Consider the following 15,591-nt stretch of genomic DNA (forward strand, 5'->3'; position numbering starts at 1 on the left):
TGCGTGGTTGGAGAGTCCAGAGACTCGTTAACCACTCACGGGCGCGAAGCGCCTGTCAGTGCAGGCGGTTCTGCGCGGCCTCGAGCCCCACGCGCAGGACCAGTTCGACGGCGTCGGCGGATTCCTCGCAGACGAGGTCGAGTTCCTTGCGTTCCACCGACGAGAACGGCTTCAGCACGTACGACGCCGGATCCATCCGTCCGGGGGGACGGCCGATCCCGACGCGAGTGCGCAGATAGTCCTTGGTGCCGAGCGACTGCGAGATGGACCGCAGTCCGTTGTGCCCGCCCTCGCCGCCGCCCTGCTTGAGGCGGATGGTCCCGAAATCGAGGTCGAGTTCGTCGTGGATGACGACGATGTTGCCCGGGTCGACGGAGAAGAACCTGGCCAGCCCGGCGACGGCGGAACCGGACAGGTTCATGAACGACCGCGGCTTGGCGAGGATCGTCGGACGGCCCTCGAGCCGTCCCTGGACGATCTCGGCGCCGCTCTTCTTGTGCGCGCTGAACTTGCCACCCATGCGCGCGCAGAGCACGCCGGCCACCATGAAGCCGACGTTGTGCCGGGTCTTCTCGTACTGCGGTCCGGGGTTGCCCAGACCCACCACCAGGGCGGTGTCTTCACTCACCGACAGGGTCCTTCCGTGCGTGAGGGGGTCGTGTCAGACGACAGCGGCGCGTCACCCCGGGACAATCCGGGACGACGCGCCGCCGACATCAGTGCGGTTGCGAGAGGATCAGCTCTCGGCGCCCTCTTCGGCCGGAGCCTCGGCGGTCTCGGCCGCGGCTTCGCCGGTCTCCTCTTCGAGGTCGGCAGCGGTCGGGGCCGCGACGACGTTCACGATGAGCAGTTCCTCGTCGGCCTGCAGGGTCGAACCCTTGGGCAGCTCGAGCTGGTTGGCCAGGATCTGGGTGCCGATCTCGAGGCCCTCGACCGAAACCTCGATCTGCTCGGGGATGTGCAGCGCGTCCGCTTCGAGGGAGACGGTGGCGGCGTCCTGCGCGACCAGGGTGCCGGAAGCGGCCTCACCGGTGACGACGACGGGGACGTCGACGGTGACCTTCTCGCCCTTCTTGATGACGAGGAGGTCGGCGTGCTCGATGTAGTTGCGGATCGGGTGAACCACGACCGACTTGGTGAGCGCGACCTGCTCCTTGCCGTCGATGTCGAGCGTCAGGATGGCGTTGGTGCCGTGCGCGCGCAGGATGGCGGCGAAGTCGCGGGAGGGCACGTTCAGGTGGCGGGGGTCCTCACCGTGGCCGTACAGGACCGCGGGGACCTGGCCGTCGCGGCGCGCGCGGCGGGCGGCGCCCTTGCCGAACTCGGTGCGCACGGCGGCTACGAGGCGATTTTCGTCAGACATGGTGAAACGGCTCCTACAACTCACGGTGGTAACTGGCGGGCGGTTCGAGTCGGCGAGGGACGAACGCGCGACGGCCAGGAGCGAAACGCTCGAGCAGAGCCGTAGCCGCGTCGATCACGGTGAGCCAGCCAATTGGAACTTTCTGGTTCACCCTCGCCGAGACAACTTATGGAACTCTACCGGATGGCCCGCTGACCTGCTAATCGGGTGTCCCCGGGCGGGTGGTGCGACCGCGCCGGTCCGGCGGCGGGTAGTGGTGTGGCTCACAACGCCGGGGGTAGCCTCGGCGTGTGAGCGCTGAACGTCCGACCGCCGACCGGCTGACCGCAGTGGCAACCGGTGTCGACCTGCCGCGACATGCGCGGCTGCTCAGCCGGGTGCACGACGCCGTGCTGTCCGGGCAGCGCCCGCCGGCGCTTCCGCGGGACGTGGTGGCGCGGTCGTGGTCCCGCCTGCAGGCGGGGGGTGTGAGCCCGGATCACTGCGCCGACGTGGAGCCCGCCGACTTCTCCGAGATCGAGGCGCGGCGCACCCGCACGGCGCTGCGTACCGTGCTCCCGGAATTGCGCAGCACGCTGACGCAGGTCGCGGAGGACGCGAATTTCATCGTCGTCATCGCCGACGCCGACGGTGTCCTGTTGTGGCGGGAGGGTTCTCGCGGCGTCCGGAAGGCGGCCGACGCGCTCGGGTTCACGGAGGGTGCGCGCTGGGCCGAACAGGCCGTCGGTACCAACGCGATCGGCACGGCGCTGATCGAAGATGCTGCGGTGCAACTCTTCTCGGCCGAACACTACGCGCCCACGCACCACGGCTGGTCCTGCACCGGGTCGCCGGTGCACGACCCCCGCACCGGCGAGATCCTCGGCGTGGTCGACATCAGCGGGTCGGCGATGTCGGTCCACCCGACCACCGTCGCGCTGGTCCGTACCGCGGTGCGACTGGCCGAGGCGACATTGTGGCGTGAGCACACCGCGCAACTGGACAGGCTGCGTGGCCGGGCTGCACCGCTGCTCGCGTCCGCGGGAGGGCCGGCGCTGGTCGTCGACAAGCACGGGTGGGTCGCGGAGGCCAGTGGCATCGCGGCACCGGAGCGGGTCGCGCCGCCGAGTCTCGACAAGCCGCTGCTCGTCCCGGGGCTCGGGCTGTGCGTGCCCGAACCGCTCGGCGACGGCTGGCTGGTGCGCCGGCGCGTCGACGGGGCGGCCATCGAACTGGAACTCGACCTCGGTGATGCGCCGCAGGTGACGGTCCGGGGCGACGTCAACTGGACGCGGGCGCTCTCGCCCCGGCACGCCCAGATCCTGCGGGTGCTGTCGGCGGCGGGAACGGCGGGCGTCGACGCCGCCTCGCTGAGCGACGCGTTGTTCGGCGACCGCGACCACGTGGTGGCGGTCCGCGCCGAGGTCTCGCGTCTGCGCAAGAGTCTCGGCGCGGTCCTGAGCACCCAGCCGTACCGGTTCGCGGCCGGGGTGACGGTCCGGCGCGTCGGGTAGGTCCGGTCAGGCCTGCTTCGCCGCACTGATGCCGGCGCGGCGGCCGTAGAAGCTGCCGTCGCCGAGGGAGGTGCCGCTCGCGTAGCCGCCCGCGCACACCCCCGACGTGCACCGTCCCGCCGCGAAGAGGCCGGGAATGGGTTCACCGGAGACGTGCAGGACCTCGGAGTTCACGGTCGTCCGCAGGCCGCCGAGGGTGAAGCCGAGCGTGAACCCGCGCAGGTCGAGGGCTGCGACGGGGGATCCGATCGGCTTCACCCACTCGGACTTCTTGTGCAGCAACGGGTCCGACCCTTCGGTGGCGTGCTCGTTGTACACCTCCACGGTCGACTGGAGTGCACCTGCGGGCAGGCCCATGTCGGATTCGAGTTCCTCGACGGTCTCCGCCGCCCACTTCGGCTGGGCGCGCAGGAACGGCGTCGCCGTGGTCGCGGCCGCGCCCTCCTCGTAGGACGCCTCGTCGATGACGAGGAACGCCTGGTTGTCCTGGTGGAACAGGGTCATCTGGCCGATGCGACCGGAGTACGTGTCCTCCGGGACGTAGCGCTGGCCCCGGCCGTTGACGAGGATGCCGCGGACGACCAACTGGGGGTCGCAGAGGAACGCGACCTCGGTGGCGTCCATGTGGGCGAGGTCGGCGCCGAGGGCCTGCGCCATGAGGATCGAGCGCCCGTCGTGCTCCTCGATGGCGGCGCCGGGGCGGCCGATGAGCCGCGGTGCGTGGGCCTCGATCATCTTGTCGTTGTACGCGAAGCTGCCGGTCGCGAGGACGACGCCGCGACGCGCCCGCACGGCCACCTCCTTGCCGTACTGTTTGGCGACGATCCCGACGACGCGTCCGGTGTCGTCGGCGACGAGCGTCTGGACGCGCATGTCGTATTCGGCTCGGACCCCGAGCTTTTCGGCGGTCTCGACGAGCGGCTTCATCAGCATGTAGCCGCCGCCCTTCTCGCCGGTCCGCTTGCCGTCCATCTGCGGAACGTGCCCGCGCGGCGCGGGGGTGGCGATCTCGTTGAACGGCGCCGCGTTCTCGCCGCCGGAGTACATGAGCCCGTCGTCGAACGGGGGCTCCCAACCGGGTTCGCCCCAGAAGCTCTCCTTGAACGGGACCCCGCAGTCGACGAGCCAGTTGTAGTGCTCGACACTGCCCTCGCAGTAGTCGGTGATCTTCTCCTCGTCGGCGCCCGGGCCGAGCGCCGCCATCATGAACGTCTTCATGTTCTCGACGGAGTCGTCGAATCCGCACGCCTTCTGCAGGGGCGTTCCGCCGCCGAGGTAGATGAAGCCGCCGGCGAGTGCGGCGGCACCGCCCCATCCGCTGGTGCGCTCGAGGACCAGGACGTCGGCGCCTGCCCGCGCCGCCTCGATGGCGGCGGACACACCGGCGATGCCGTAACCCGCGATCACGACGTCGGCCTCGTAGTCCCACTCGGTGACGGTTGCTGCGGACCGGGGGCGGATCGGTGTGGCGTCGACCATGGGTGGAAGTCCTCTCGGGCGGTCACAGGCGTAGTGTGACGTGGGTTACCCTCAAACTGTAACCTGTTACAAATCCCGAGTCGGTAGATCTCCCGGTGAGTGGGACGTGGTGCCGGGAGGCGCTACTTCGCGAGTGTCCGGACCTCGGCGAGGAACCGGTCGAGATCCTCCGGGGAGCAGAAATAGTGCGGCGACGCCCGCACCACGGCGTCCAGTCCGCGGGCGCTCATGTCCAGCAGCGTCGAACCGCGCAGGCTGGCCGTGACGGTGACGTTGCGGGCGGCCAGCTGTTTCCGGACGTCGCCGGGGTCGAACCCGTCGACGGTGAACGAGACGATTCCGCAGCGGCGGGCGCCGAGGTCGCGCACGGTGACCCCGGGGATCGCCGCGAGACCCGACCGCAGGTGCTCGGCCCCGGCCGCCACCGCCGCCGCCACCTCGTCCACTCCGAGAGCGAGGAGATAGTCGGCCGCCACCCCGAGTCCGAGGCGGGCTGCGACGTCGCACTCCCAGAACTCGAACCGGCTGGCATCGGTCGCGAGGCGGTACGCATCCGCCGCGGTCCACTCCGCACTGTGCAGGTCGAGGGCGGCAGGCTCGAGCGTCGCGGCCAGATCCGGCCGGACGTACAGGAAGCCGGTGCCCCGCGGCGCCCGCAGCCATTTGCGTCCCGTGGCGGAGAGGGCGTCGACGCCCAGTTCGACCACGTCGAGGGCGATCTGGCCGACGGACTGGCACGCGTCGAGCAGCACCAGCGCGCCGTGCGCGTGCGCCAGTTCCGTCACCTCGCGGACGGGATTGACCAGGCCGCCGTTGGTGGGCACGTGGACGAGGGACACGAGACGGACCCGGTCGTCGAGGAGCGTCCCGAGGGCGGCGACGTCGATCTGGCCCGTGGGGTCGCCGGGGATCACGTCGACCGTCGCGCCGACGGACCGCGCCCGCTGCAGGACGGCGATGGCGTTGCTGGCGTACTCGACCTCCGAGATCAGGACGCGGTCACCGGCCTCGAGCGGGATCGCGTGGAAGAAGTCGTTCCAGGCCGTGGTGGCGCTGTCCACCAGCGCGATGCTGTCGGCGCCCGCCCCGATCAGGCGGCCCAGCGACGACTTCACGGCGGCGAGGTCGTCGGCTCGTTCCGCGGCCGCGACGTAGCCGCCGACGTCCGCCTCCCGGCGCAGGTGCGCGAACACCGCGTCCAGGACCGGGGCCGGGGGAAGCGAGGAGCCCGCGCTGTCCAGGAACACCTTGTCGAGGCACCCGGGGGTGTCCCGTCGCGCCTGCTCGAGGTCGAGCATGTCCGATACCTCCCGTTTTGCGGTAACTGGACTCGAACGTACCCGTGAGGTTCGTCGAAAAGTATGCCGATGAGGCGTGCATCGACGGCCGAGTCGCTCTAATGTCGATAACGACGTTCAGGCGGCGCCCGAAGGGGAGGGTCGAATGGCTACTGCAGTTCAGTCCGTCGAAGCAACGTGGCTCACGTCGCGGCCGGCGGCGGAGGCGTATCTGGGTGGTGTGTGCTTCAAACTGGGGCCACCCCAGCTGATCGGCGCGGAATTGGAGTGGCTGACCGCGCAACTGCCGGACCACGTGCGTCCCGACCTCGCCGCTCTCGCCGAAGCTCTCGGGCCGCACACCCCCAGAACCATCGATCCCTCCTCTCCTGCCCAGCCCCTTCCCGGTGGCAGCGCCGTCACGGTCGAACCCGGCGGACAGATCGAACTGTCCAGCGCCCCCTATCGCTCCGCACGGGAATTGTGCGACTACCTCGCCGCCGATCAGGCCGTCCTCGCCGATCTGTTGTCGTCCCGGTCGATTCGGATGTCGTCCGAGGCCGCCGACACCCGCAGGCCCGCTCGACGTCTCCTCCAGTCACCGCGCTACTGCGCCATGGAATCCCGCTTCACCGGAATCGGGCCCTTCGGCAAGTTGATGATGTGCAATACCGCCGCCACCCAGGTCAGCGTGGACGCCGGAGCCGATCCGATTGCGGTGGAGAAGCGGTGGCACCTGCTGCATGCGGTCGGGCCCGCGTTGATCGCGGCGTTCGCGTGTTCACCGCGGCTCTACGGGGTACCCGACGGGCAGTGGGCGTCGCAGCGGATGCGGACGTGGCTCGAACTCGATTCGCCGCGGACCACCGGAACCCCGCACAGCGCGGACTATGCGGCCTGGGTGCTGGACGTGCCGTTGCTGTGCATCCGCAACGACGGACCGGATTGGACGGCGCCCGGCGACGCAACTTTCGGGGACTGGGTGGAGGGGGCGTTGGACGACGTGATCGGGCGTCCGACGTCCGCCGACCTCGACTATCACCTCACCACGCTGTTTCCGCCCGTCCGCGCTGCCGGGCATCTCGAGGTGCGCTACCTCGACGCGCAACCGGGCGACCAGTGGCGGGTCCCGATCGCGGCGATCGACGCACTGCTGTCGGGTCCGGGGGCCATGGCCGAGGCGCTCGCCGCGGCACTGCCCACCGCGGAACGCTGGCGGGATGCGGCCGAGTTCGGCCTGGCCGACCTCGAACTGCGTGCTGCGGCAACGGCTCTGCTGTCGCTGGCGGCGGCGTACTCGCCCGATCCCGAATTCGTCCGGCTGCTCGACACCGCCGCCGAACGATGTTGCCGGGGCCAGGCGCCGAGCGAGGACCGCTGATGGGTACCCGCGAGAAGATCGAGACGGTGTTGACGCGGGCGCGGGAGCGTACCGCCGGATTGACGGACTGTGTCGACGGGGAAGACCTCGTCGCGCAGCATTCCCCGCTGATGAGCCCGCTCGTGTGGGATCTCGCGCACATCGGCAATCAGGAAGAGTTGTGGCTCGTGCGGGACGTCGGCGGCCGCGAACCCGTCCGCAGCGACATCGACGAGTTGTACGACGCGTTCAAACATTCGAGGAATTCCCGGCCCTCCCTGCCGCTGTTGAACCCGGACGAGGCCAGGGATTACCTCCGGACCGTTCGCGACAAGGCGTGGGACGTGCTCGACGGCAGCACGTTCCGGGGCCGCCCGCTCGAGGAGAACGGATTCGCGTTCGGCATGATCGCGCAACACGAGCAGCAGCACGCCGAAACGATGCTCGCCACCCACCAGCTGCGTTCCGGTGCAGCGGTGCTGACCGCGGACAGCGCACCGCGGGTCGGTGGGGCGATCACCGAGGGCGAAGTGGTCGTTCCCGCCGGCGAATTCACGATGGGAACGTCGGACGATCCGTGGGCGCTCGACAACGAGAGGTCCGCGCATGTGGTGCACGTGCCGGCGTTCGTGATGGACGCCGTTCCCGTCACCAACGCCCGCTACCTCGAGTTCGTGGACGACGGTGGGTACGCGCGGCCCGAATTGTGGAGTGAGCGGGGATGGGCGCATCGCCGCGACGCCGGGCTGGAAGCACCCCAGTTCTGGGAGAACGACGGCTGCGGAACGTGGTGGCGCCGCAGGTTCGGAGTCACCGAGCCGATTCATCCTCAGGAACCGGTGGTGCACGTCTGCTTCTTCGAAGCCGAGGCGTTCGCACGCTGGGCAGGCAAGAGGCTGCCGACCGAAGCGGAATGGGAGAAGGCGGCGCGGTGGGATCCGCTCACCGGACGGTCGCGCCGATTCCCCTGGGGCGACGGCGAACCCGATGCATCGCTCGCCAACCTCGGCCAGCGCCACCTCGGACCCGCGGTGGTCGGGGCATATCCGTCGGGGGCGTCCCCGCTCGGCGTGCACCAGTTGATCGGCGACGTCTGGGAGTGGACGTCGTCGCCGTTCGAGCCCTACCCCGGTTTCTCGGCGTTCCCGTACCGCGAATACTCCGAGGTGTTCTACGGCGGCGACTACCGTGTGCTGCGCGGCGGTTCGTTCGGCACCGATCCGGTGGCGTGCCGCGGGACGTTCCGCAACTGGGACCACCCGATCCGCAGGCAGATCTTCTCCGGATTCCGCTGTGCCCGCGACCTTCCGGGAGACGACTACTGAGATGTGCCGACACCTGGGCTATCTGGGACCGGAACGATCAGTGGCCGACCTCGTCGGTTGCGGCGAGAACTCGCTGCTGCACCAGTCCTACGCGCCACGCGACATGAGGGGCGGCGGAACCATCAACGCCGACGGATTCGGCGTCGGGTGGTGGGGTGCGGACGGCTTCTCCCGCTACCGCAGTGCCGCGCCGTTGTGGTCGGATCCCGTCGTGCGAGAGATGTTGCCGAACATCCGCTCCCGCGCCGTGGTGGCCGCCGCCCGGTCGGCGACGGTCGGGATGCCCGTGCAGCACACGGCCTGCGCACCGTTCTGCGACGACACGTGGGCGTTCAGTCACAACGGGGTGGTGCGCGGGTGGCCGGAGTCGCTCGCCGGGCTCGCCGCGGAACTGCCCGCGATCGATCTGCTGCGACTCGAGGCGCCGACCGATTCGGCGGCGTTGTGGCTGCTGCTGCGCCGGGCGCTCGGCGGGCAGGACCCCGAGAAGGCGATGACCTCGCTCGTCCAGTCCGTCGTCGCTGCCGCCCCGAACTCGCGCCTGAATCTGCTGCTGGGCAACGGCACGGAACTGTGGGCCACCACCTGGCATCATTCGCTGTCGGTGCTCGTCGACGACGAACGGGCCATCGTGATGTCCGAACCCTACGACGACGACCCCGCTTGGCAATCGATTCCGGACCGTCACGTCGTCAGCGCACGTCCCGGACACCTGATCGTCACCCCGCTCGAGATGGGAGCACGATGACCACCACACCGACCCTCGAGGTGTACCTGCAGCCCGAACAGCTGAAGGCCGCCCTCCGCAAGGACGCTACCGTCGGGCTCACGTCGAACCCGAAGTGGCTGCCGCCCAAATACTTCTACGACGCCCGCGGCAGCGAGCTGTTCGAGCAGATCACCGCGTTGCCCGAATACTTCCCGACGCGCACCGAACGGGAACTGCTGCGACGTTATTCGGGGGAGATCGCCGAGGTGGTGGCGCCGGAGATTCTCGTGGAACTCGGATCCGGCTCCTCGGAGAAGACCCGGCTGCTGCTCGACGCCGGCACCCGTCGCGGAACCCTCCACACGTATGTGCCGCAGGACGTGTCGGTGTCCGCGCTCGAGGGTGCGGCCGAGCAGATCGGCGCGGAGTTCCCGAACCTCACCGTGCGCGGCGTCGTCAGCGACTTCACCGAGTCGCTGCACCACCTGCCGCGGGGTGGTCGCCGCACGATCGCGTTCCTCGGGGGCACCCTCGGAAACATGGTGCCCGCCGAGCGTGCGGAGTTCCTCTCCGGCATCGCCGACGTGCTCGAACCAGCGGAGCACCTCCTTCTCGGTGTCGGGCTGGTCGTCGATCCCACCGTTCTCGTTCCCGCATACGACGACGCCGCCGGGGTGACGGCACAGTTCAACCGCAATGTGCTGCAGGTACTCAACTCGCAACTCGACGCGGATTTCCCGGTGGACGAGTTCCGGCACGTCGCGCTGTGGGACGCCGGCAACGAGTGGATCGAGATGCGGCTCGAGGCCGAGCGAGCCATGTCGATTCGTATCGCCGAGCTGGATCTGGACGTCGAGTTCGCCGCGGGGGAGCAGCTGAGGACGGAGATTTCCGCCAAGTTCACCCTCGACGGCATCCGACGGGAGTTGGCGGAGGCCGGATTCGGCGTCGACCGGGTCTGGACCGACCCGGACGGGCGCTTCGCGCTGGTGTGCGCCGCGCGGAGGTGACCGACAAGATCAACTTCGGGCGTCGGCGCGCCTATAGTTGCCGCGTAGCGCGTCAACGACCCGAGGAGAACTTGTGCGTCAACCGAAGCTCGCTGCCCTTGCTCTCGCCACCACGGCCGTGATCGGCCTTCCCGCCGCACAGGCATCCGCTCAGCCGCTACCCATTCCGTTCGACACGGGAAGTCTCGGCTCGGACAGCGACGGCCCGGGAGTGCCGACGGAAGACACCCTTCCGGCTCTGACGGTCACACCCGTCCTCGAGGGACTCGACCATCCGTGGGACGCCGTGCAGGCACCGGACGGCGCGGTGCTCACGGGGCAGCGGTCGGGCGGGTTCTTCGTCCGGCGGGCGGACGGCAGCAGCGGACCGGTCGCCGCCGATCTCGCCGACCTCTACGCACAGTCCGAGACCGGGCTGATGGGTATCGCACTCGCGAGCAACTTCGCACAGTCCCGCACTCTGTACACGTGCCAGGGATTCCAGGGCGGCGGCGTCACCGATATCCGGATCCAGTCGTGGACCGTCGATGCCGGCTGGACGACGCTGACCCGCGGTGCCGCGATCCTGACCGGGATCCCCGTCGACGAGGGACGTCACGGCGGTTGCCGGATCCTGACGGCTACCGACGGCACCCTGTTCGTCGGCACCGGCGACACGGCGCAGCCGACCGTGTCGCAGGATCCGAACTCGCTGGGCGGCAAGACCCTTCACATCAACGCCGACGGCACCCCCGCAGCCGGAAATCCGGATCCGGCGAGCCCCGTGTACACCCTCGGCCATCGCAATGCGCAGGGTCTCGCTCAACAGCCGGGAACGGGTCGCGTCTACGCCGTCGACCAGGGAACGTCGCGGGACGACGAGGTGAATCTCCTGGTCGCCGGCGGCAACTACGGATACAGGCCGGACCGGATTCCCGGCATCTACGACGAGACCGTGCCGATGACGGACCCGGTGCGGGTGCCCGGAGCCATTGCCGCGGCGTGGAGTTCGGGCAGCAGCACCCTGGCGACCGGAAGCGGCGCGTTCGTGACCGGAGCCGGATGGGGACCGTGGGACGGCGCCCTCGTCATGGGCGGACTCAAGACGAAGCAACTGATCTTCCTGCGGCTGGCCGCGGACGGGCAGACGGTGACCGCGCAGACGTTCGGCCTGCAGAATCAGCACGGCCGACTCCGGTCCGTCACCCCGACCGCCGACGGCTCGCTGCTCGTCACCACGGACAACGGTTCCACCGACCAGGTACTGCGCGTCACGCCCCAGGGCTGACCGCCACGGTCAGAACCACGCGAGGGTCCGGCAGGGACCGCCGGACCCTCCTGCGTGGGCGGGGGCGCCGACCGCGACGGTTGCGCCGGACGGCGGAACCTGCGACAGATTCGCGAGAGCTTCCACCGCGTACTTTCCGGCGCCGAGCGCCGCGAGATGCGCACCGTACGTGGTGCTACGCCCTGCATCGATACTGAGGGTGTCTGTTCCCAACGCGACGATGTCTCGCTCCCGGACGAGGAACTCGACGGCGCCCGGGTCGAACCCGGGGGTGTGCTGCACACCGGTGACGTCCTGATTGGTGAACGTCGGGGGCTGTGCGGCGCGGACATCCCACCCCGAGTTCATCGCCACCACGCAGCGATCGGGAAGCGGTCCGTGATCGGACTCCCAGTCCAGAACGTCCTGCCGGGTGAGTAGCGTGTCGTTATCGGCCCGCGCCCGCAGCGAGATGTCCACGACAACGAGCGGTACCACCAGGTCGCGGGGTGGAATTTGCTCGACGGTGAGACCGTTCACGCTCGCGTGCGCCGGCGCGTCGACGTGCGTGCCGGTGTGCTCGTCGTAGCGGAGTTCGTTCTTGGAGAACACGCTGGGAGCGCCTATGCCGACGGAGCCGAGCGGGGTCGCAGCGTCACCGATCCGCGCCACCGGCCGCATCGCGAACTGCTGAGCGCCGGGCCACACGGGAAAGCCGGGTGTGAGCACGTGGGTGAGATCGAGAATCGACGCGTTCGACGCGGGTGCAGCCGATGCCGTCGCCGGCGCGACCGCCGCCCCCAGTGCTGCGGCGCCCACCGCTCCGAGCAGCGACCGCCGACTCATCGGGGCGGCGCGGTTCTCGATGGTCCGGTAGACGTGAGTCATGATGCGGGGCGAGCACATACGCGGCTCCTTCGCTGGGCGGTCGCGGTTCGCTACATCATAGGGTCCGCCGCGCCCGACGAACGGGACGCTCGTTGCGTCGGATCGGACGAGCGTCCCGTTCGCTCAGCAAGACAATTGCTTCCGGATCTCGTCGGCCGCACGCGCGCCCGAGGAGATGGCTCCGTCGATGTAGCCGTTCCAGATGCTCGCGGTCTCCGAGCCCGCCCAGTGGACGCGGTCGGTGGGAGCACGCCACCCTCGTCCGTGCGCGAACCAGGTTCCGGGGGTGGGACTGGCCGCGTAGCCGCCTCGCACCCAGGGGTCCTGCGGCCAGATCTTCTCGGTGTAGTCGACCGGTGACGCGGCGCGGTCGCCGAAGAGTTCGACGAGGGTGCCGAGGATCGCCGCGCGGCGGTCCTCGGCGGACAGCGCCGACCAGGAACGCTGGCGGTCACCGTAGACGAAGCACACGAGCACGCCGTGTCCGGCATCTTCGGGGGAATTGTCGAAGACGACTCCGACGGCGCGGTCGCCGTACACGGTGGCCTGCCCCGAGAGTCCGTCGGCGCGCCAGAACGGGGTGTCGAAGACGGCGTGCACCTTCGCCACGTCGCCCATCGGACTGCGTTCGACCCACCGTGTGCGCGCGACCGGCAGTGGGGGAGTGAACGTGACCCGCTGGGTGGCTGACGGCGGCAGGGCCATGACGACGGCGTCGGCGAGGATCGTTCCCCGCCTGGTCTCGATCCGTACTCCGTCAGCGGTGTGCTCGACGTGCCGCACTGCCGTACCCAGGTGGACCCGGTCACCGAGGTGGGCCGCGACCGCCAGCGCCGTCGACTGTGCTCCGTCGCGGAAGCGGCGCTCCTGGGCGCACCCCTCGGTTTCCATCAGCTGATCGAAACCGCCTGCCGACGCGACGTAGAACAGCAGATGGAACACCGACAGATCGCGCGGTTCGACCGACCACACACCCTCGATCGCGAGCGCGAGTCGTCGACGGGCGTCCTCGTCGGCGACGGTTCGCTCGAAGTACGAGTGGACGGTCTCGCTGTCCCACCTCTCGATGTCCGGGGTGTTCGTGGGGTCGTCGAGATCGATCGTTCTCGCGAGTTCGTCGATGCGGTCGGCGGCGGCCAGGTATTCGGCCATGCCGGGGCCGCCGTCGGGACCGGCGCCGGTGTAGCGCCGCTGGACGCCGTCGGGCCACAGTTCGATGTGTTCGCCGGTGTTGTACGTGGGGAAGGTCGGGCAGCCGAAGCGGTCGGCGAGCGCGAGCAGGTGCTTCTGGGTGGGGCCGACCCATTGCCCGCCGTGGTCGACGACGACGTCGTCCCGCCTCTCCGAGCACACCCTCCCGCCGACGCGGTCGGCTCCCTCGAGGATCATGGTGTCGATCCCGTCGTCGTGTAGTGAGAGTGCGGCGGACAGGCCGGCGTACCCCGCGCCGATCACGACGGTCCGAACGCGGGCCGGTAGGGCAGTCGGGTGATCCTTCGTGTTCGTCATGACCAGCATCCTGTTCTTGATCGGCCCGCCAGTCAATACTCAATCCTGTTTTCCTGCGCGAGAATTCGAGGGTTGACACGATGTGACCCGTGCCACAGACTAATGATAACTGGCCCGTCAATCAGAAATGGGGATCGCGTGGACGACGCATTCGAACAGGAACTCGAGAGGCGCTTGCTCCTACTGGAATCCCGGGGCGGAGGCGGGATGATCCTGCCCGACCTTCCGTGGCGGGACGTCGTGGCGGCGATCGCCGGGATCGTCGCGACGATCACCGTCATGCTGTGGTGGGCGTACTGATGCTGGACGGGCAGCGGGAGGACCGCACCGTGACAGTGGGCAGTGCAGGCGCCGGCGGCACGGACGCGACGTTGAACGAACTGCCGTTGGTGCCGTCGGAGCGGATCTGGGGCTTCTGGGACTACTCCGCGGTCAACATCGGCTTGGCCGTGGCCACCTGGGCGTTTCTGCAGGGCGCCGCCGTTGCGTACTACGTCGGCGCGGTGCAGGCGATCGCGAGCATCGTCATCGGCTACGCGATCAGCGTCTTCCTCGTGTCGCTCGCGCCGTGTCTGCCGTCGGCGAAGTACGGCATCGAGCAGTTCGTCGGACTGCGAAGTGTGTTCGGCAGCAACGGCGCCCGAATCGTGATGGTCGTGATGTCCACTCTCTTCGCGGCCGCCTGGTCCGCGGTTCTGGCCATCATGTTCGGGCACGGCCTGGTGAACGTCATCGACAACGTGTTCGGCGTCGAGATCTCCCACACCGGTGCGGCAGTGAGCCTGCTGGGACTGGTGGCGGTCGGCGTGTCCTGGCTCGTCCTCGCCCGGGGACCGGTCTCGGTGGAGTCCGTGTGCCGGGTGATCGCACCGGTCCTGGTGATCGTCATCGTCGGGATCCTCGTCATGGTGTTCACCAAGCGATCGTGGTCCGAACTGGCCGGTCTGCCGCCGCTCGATCCGGAAAGCGATCCGCACACCAGTTTCATGGTCGCGATCGAGCTGAACATCGCCGGCGGGTTCGCGTGGTGGCCGAACGTCGGAAACCTCGCCCGGCTCACCCGAAGTCCGCGTGCCGCGTTCTGGCCGAACTGGCTCGGGCTCTTCGCCGCCTCCGTGGCCGCCGCCGTGGTCGGTGTCTTCGCCGCGCTGGCCCTGAACATCGAGGATCCGACGGAGTGGATGATTCCCCTCGCGGGAGTCGTGCTCGGTGTCCTGGCACTGATCGTCATCGGCTTCGCCAACGTCACTGCCATCCTCTCCCAGGGATATGCGTCCATGGTCGCCCTCAAGGGCGGCGGCGGGAAGCTGCTCCGTGGCACACCGTGGCCCGTGCTCGTGGCGTTCATCCTCGGGCCCGCGGCGATCCTGGTCTTCTTCCCGTCGGCCGTCTACGACAATTACGGTCGATTCCTGTCCTGGGGCGCGATCCTCGTCGCGCCACTGTGCGCCGTCCAGATCGTGGACTTCTTCCTGCTGCGCAGAGGCGTCCTCCGGATCCGCGACCTGTACCTCCCCAGTGGGCGCTCCTGCTACGGCTACTGGGGCGGTGTCAACGCCTTCGCGTTCGCCTCGGTGGCCGCCGGCGCGGTCACGTACGCGCTGCTGCTCAATCCGGTCACCTACATCCCGTCCCCGATCTTTCCGTACACCACCGCCTCGATTCCGGCGTTCCTCGTCGCCGGCACGCTCCATGCCGTGTTGACCAAGACGTGCGTGCAGCCGCTCGGACTCGGCGGCTACGACCGCGGGCCGCGGGCCGCGCTCGTCGACAGGTGAAAAGTATGTCGTCACAACTCGTTCCCCACGTGTTCTCCTCGCTGCGGATCGGGAACGTGACGCTCGGGAACTGCATCGTGTCCTCCGGTCACGATGCAGTTCTCGTGGAACAGGGGACGGCGGCCGACGACGACTGCATCCCCTCACCGCTCGG

The 15,591-nt window shown here is 69.1% G+C and carries 14 protein-coding genes; 8 read left to right on the forward strand and 6 right to left on the reverse strand.

The window, feature by feature from the left end; translation table 11 throughout:
* Window positions 1-55: 55 nt before the first annotated feature.
* A complete protein-coding gene (pth, locus tag ACFU5V_RS05820) occupies window positions 56-628 on the reverse strand; it encodes an aminoacyl-tRNA hydrolase (protein ID WP_378435062.1) in 573 nt (190 codons plus the stop codon).
* Window positions 629-736: 108 nt separating this feature from the next.
* Window positions 737-1,363 carry a 50S ribosomal protein L25/general stress protein Ctc gene (locus tag ACFU5V_RS05825; RefSeq protein WP_378435064.1) on the reverse strand — a complete coding sequence of 209 codons (627 nt, stop codon included), beginning with the start codon at window positions 1,361-1,363 and terminating at the stop codon, window positions 737-739.
* A 290-nt stretch (window positions 1,364-1,653) separates the two neighbouring features.
* Between ACFU5V_RS05825 and ACFU5V_RS05830 the strand changes: the two genes are divergently transcribed.
* The gene (locus ACFU5V_RS05830) at window positions 1,654-2,856 is read left to right on the forward strand and encodes a GAF domain-containing protein (protein WP_378697515.1); all 1,203 of its coding nucleotides are present in this window, start codon (window positions 1,654-1,656) and stop codon (window positions 2,854-2,856) included.
* Between the two features lie 6 nt (window positions 2,857-2,862).
* On the opposite strand, the gene ACFU5V_RS05835 is transcribed toward ACFU5V_RS05830, so the two are convergent.
* A complete protein-coding gene (locus tag ACFU5V_RS05835) occupies window positions 2,863-4,335 on the reverse strand; it encodes an FAD-dependent oxidoreductase (protein WP_378697517.1) in 1,473 nt (490 codons plus the stop codon).
* Between the two features lie 122 nt (window positions 4,336-4,457).
* Window positions 4,458-5,633: an aminotransferase class V-fold PLP-dependent enzyme gene (locus tag ACFU5V_RS05840; protein WP_378697518.1), complete on the reverse strand. Its 1,176-nt coding sequence runs from the start codon at window positions 5,631-5,633 to the stop codon at window positions 4,458-4,460.
* Between the two features lie 145 nt (window positions 5,634-5,778).
* On the opposite strand from ACFU5V_RS05840, the gene egtA reads away from it, so the two are divergent.
* From egtA to ACFU5V_RS05865, 5 genes are all read left to right on the forward strand, one after another.
* Window positions 5,779-6,993 carry an ergothioneine biosynthesis glutamate--cysteine ligase EgtA gene (egtA, locus tag ACFU5V_RS05845; RefSeq protein ID WP_378697520.1) on the forward strand — a complete coding sequence of 405 codons (1,215 nt, stop codon included), beginning with the start codon at window positions 5,779-5,781 and terminating at the stop codon, window positions 6,991-6,993.
* Window positions 6,993-8,297, forward strand: a complete 1,305-nt coding sequence (gene egtB, locus ACFU5V_RS05850; protein ID WP_378697522.1) for an ergothioneine biosynthesis protein EgtB — start codon at window positions 6,993-6,995, stop codon at window positions 8,295-8,297. The genes egtA and egtB overlap by 1 nt, the downstream gene beginning before the upstream one ends.
* Window position 8,298: 1 nt before the next feature.
* Complete coding sequence (gene egtC / locus ACFU5V_RS05855; protein WP_378435077.1) at window positions 8,299-9,045, forward strand: ergothioneine biosynthesis protein EgtC; 747 nt, start codon at window positions 8,299-8,301, stop codon at window positions 9,043-9,045.
* Window positions 9,042-10,016 carry an L-histidine N(alpha)-methyltransferase gene (gene egtD / locus ACFU5V_RS05860; RefSeq protein WP_378435080.1) on the forward strand — a complete coding sequence of 325 codons (975 nt, stop codon included), beginning with the start codon at window positions 9,042-9,044 and terminating at the stop codon, window positions 10,014-10,016. The genes egtC and egtD overlap by 4 nt, the downstream gene beginning before the upstream one ends.
* A 73-nt stretch (window positions 10,017-10,089) precedes the next feature.
* Window positions 10,090-11,283, forward strand: coding sequence for a PQQ-dependent sugar dehydrogenase (locus ACFU5V_RS05865; RefSeq protein WP_378697524.1), 1,194 nt, complete (start codon window positions 10,090-10,092; stop codon window positions 11,281-11,283).
* A gap of 9 nt (window positions 11,284-11,292) precedes the next feature.
* On the opposite strand, the gene ACFU5V_RS05870 is transcribed toward ACFU5V_RS05865, so the two are convergent.
* Window positions 11,293-12,168 carry a cyclase family protein gene (locus tag ACFU5V_RS05870; RefSeq protein WP_378697526.1) on the reverse strand — a complete coding sequence of 292 codons (876 nt, stop codon included), beginning with the start codon at window positions 12,166-12,168 and terminating at the stop codon, window positions 11,293-11,295.
* A gap of 105 nt (window positions 12,169-12,273) precedes the next feature.
* Window positions 12,274-13,668, reverse strand: coding sequence for a flavin monoamine oxidase family protein (locus ACFU5V_RS05875; RefSeq protein WP_378697528.1), 1,395 nt, complete (start codon window positions 13,666-13,668; stop codon window positions 12,274-12,276).
* 129 nt (window positions 13,669-13,797) lie between these two features.
* On the opposite strand from ACFU5V_RS05875, the gene ACFU5V_RS05880 reads away from it, so the two are divergent.
* Window positions 13,798-13,959 carry a hypothetical protein gene (locus ACFU5V_RS05880; RefSeq protein WP_378435088.1) on the forward strand — a complete coding sequence of 54 codons (162 nt, stop codon included), beginning with the start codon at window positions 13,798-13,800 and terminating at the stop codon, window positions 13,957-13,959.
* Window positions 13,959-15,437 (forward strand): cytosine permease, encoded by a 1,479-nt coding sequence (locus ACFU5V_RS05885; RefSeq protein WP_378697607.1) that lies wholly within the window; start codon window positions 13,959-13,961, stop codon window positions 15,435-15,437. The genes ACFU5V_RS05880 and ACFU5V_RS05885 overlap by 1 nt, the downstream gene beginning before the upstream one ends.
* The last annotated feature ends 154 nt before the right edge of the window (window positions 15,438-15,591 follow it).

Source organism: Rhodococcus sp. NPDC057529 (assembly GCF_042802055.1).
GTDB lineage: Bacteria > Actinomycetota > Actinomycetes > Mycobacteriales > Mycobacteriaceae > Rhodococcus_F.